At 64.3% G+C, this 2,099-nt stretch carries 3 protein-coding genes; 2 read left to right on the top strand and 1 reads right to left on the bottom strand.

Annotation, left to right across the window (positions count from 1 at the left end):
* The coding region (locus AABA86_RS33535; protein ID WP_338309786.1) for an SDR family NAD(P)-dependent oxidoreductase at positions 1-570 on the bottom strand (570 nt) is incomplete at its 3' end.
* 116 nt (positions 571-686) lie between these two features.
* On the opposite strand from AABA86_RS33535, the gene AABA86_RS33530 reads away from it, so the two are divergent.
* Together AABA86_RS33530 and AABA86_RS33525 are read left to right on the top strand one after the other, a co-directional pair.
* Complete coding sequence (locus tag AABA86_RS33530; protein WP_338309785.1) at positions 687-1,496, top strand: crotonase/enoyl-CoA hydratase family protein; 810 nt, start codon at positions 687-689, stop codon at positions 1,494-1,496.
* A gap of 97 nt (positions 1,497-1,593) precedes the next feature.
* The coding region (locus AABA86_RS33525) for an AMP-binding protein (protein ID WP_338309784.1) at positions 1,594-2,099 on the top strand (506 nt) is incomplete at its 3' end.

Here is a 2,099-nt window from a genome sequence, read left to right as displayed (position 1 = left end):
GCCGGGCGCGATGGTGTTGAGTCGGATGCCGTAGCGGCCCCATTCGGCCGCGAGCGACATCGTCATGGCATGGATCGCCGACTTGCTCATCGCCGACGGCACCACGTAAGGCGAGCCGTTGCGCACCCACGTCGTGGTGATCGACACCACGTTGCCGGGCTGCTTCAAGGCGATCCAGCGCTTGCCGATCGCCTGCGTCACGTAGAACGTGCCGTGCATGACGATGTTGGCGACGGCATCGAAGCCGCGCGGCGACAGCTCCTCGCTGCGCGAGATGAAATTGCCGGCGGCGTTGTTGATGAGGTCGGTCAGCGGCGCGTCGCGGAAGATGGTCTCCACCATCTCCTCGACCGCGAGCGCGTTGCGGATGTCGACGCCGTGGCTGGTGACGCGGCCGCCATAGAGATCCATCAGCTCGGTCGCGGTCTCGTCGCAGACGATCTTGCGCCGGCCGCAGATGTGCACCTCGGCGCCGAGCTGGAGGAAGCGCGCCGCCATCGCCTTGCCGAGACCTGTGCCGCCGCCGGTCACGAGAATGCGCCGTCCAGCGAGAAGATTTTCCTTGAACATGGCTGTTTCTCCCGTACGGATTGTCAGTTAATTGGTCGATTGACTAAATCCGGCCGCCAGCGTCCTGTAAAGCGGCACTGAACAAGAACAGGCAAGAACTAGGGGAGAATTCATCCATGGAAGAGCGCGTCTCGATCTCGATCTCGGAAGGCGTCGCCGACGTGCGCCTGGTGCGCGCGGACAAGATGAACGCGCTGGATCAGGCCATGTTCGAGGCGCTTGTCGCCGCAACGGACCGGCTTTCGAAGGACAAGAGCGTGCGCGTCGTCGTGCTGTCAGGCGAAGGCCGCGCCTTCTGCGCCGGGCTCGACATGGGGCGTTTTGCCGCCATGAAGGAGAAGGGCGGCAACGGAATTCCGGGTGGCGAAAATCGCGATCTCACCAAGCGCACGCACGGCCAGGCGAACTTCCCGCAACAGGCGGTGTGGGGCTGGCGCCAGCTTCCGGTTCCCGTGATCGCGGCCGTGCACGGCGTCGCCTTCGGCGGCGGCTTCCAGCTCTCGCTCGGCGCCGACATGCGCTTCCTCTCGGCGGACGCACGGATGTCGATCATGGAGATCAAATGGGGTCTCGTGCCTGACATGGCGGGCACGCCGATCCTTGCGAGCCTCGTGCGCGACGACATTTTGCGCGATCTCACCTATACGGGGCGCATCTTCTCCGCGCAGGAGGCGATGGCTTACGGCCTCGCCACGCGCATCTGCGACGACCCGCGCGCCGCCGCGCTGGAGACCGCACGCGAGATCGCGAGCAAGAGCCCCGATGCGATCCGCGCGGCAAAACGTCTGCTGAACAATCTCTCGGTCGATCCCGGCCCGGCGCTGCTCGCGGAGTCGGTCGAGCAGCAGAAGCTGATCGGCAGTGCGAACCAGACCGAGGCCGTGCGCTCCAATCTGGAGAAGCGCGCGGCGAAATATGCGGATTAGTTCTCCGCCGTCATTCCGGGATGCGCCGTNNTCGCCCCGGAATGACGGCCTGATCTGTGTTTACGTTCTCAACCCGACGAAAGATCGGAAAACAACAATGAGCGAAACGTCAAAATTCCTCGGCATCGTCTCCGGCGAACGCCGCCGCACCCACACTGAGGTCGCCAGTCGCGCCGACCGCATCGCAAGCGGCCTCGCCAAAATCGGCGTCCGCCAAGGCGATTGCGTCTGCATGCTGATGCGCAACGACATCGCCTTCCTGGAGGCCGCCTACGCCGCAATGCGGCTCGGGGCCTACGGCGTGCCGATCAACTGGCACTTCAAGCCGGAGGAGATCAACTACATCCTGAACGATACCGGCACCTCCGTGCTGATCGGACATGCCGACATGCTGCACGCCTTGCGCGATGCGATTCCTGAGGGCGTCACCGTGCTCAGCGTGCCGACGCCGCCGGAGATCCTGTCCAACTACAAGATCGATCCTGATCATCTGACGGCGCCGGACTTCGCCGTCGATTTCGAAGCCTGGCTCGCGCAATTCGAGCCCTATGACGGCCCCGTCGTGCCGCAGCCGATGAACATGATCTACACCTCGGGCACGAC

Origin of the sequence: Bradyrhizobium sp. TM233, from assembly GCF_036247965.1 — a bacterium.
Classification (GTDB): domain Bacteria; phylum Pseudomonadota; class Alphaproteobacteria; order Rhizobiales; family Xanthobacteraceae; genus Bradyrhizobium; species Bradyrhizobium ottawaense.
Note: the sequence above shows the minus strand (reverse complement) of the source record. Positions and strands in the feature narration are given on the sequence as shown.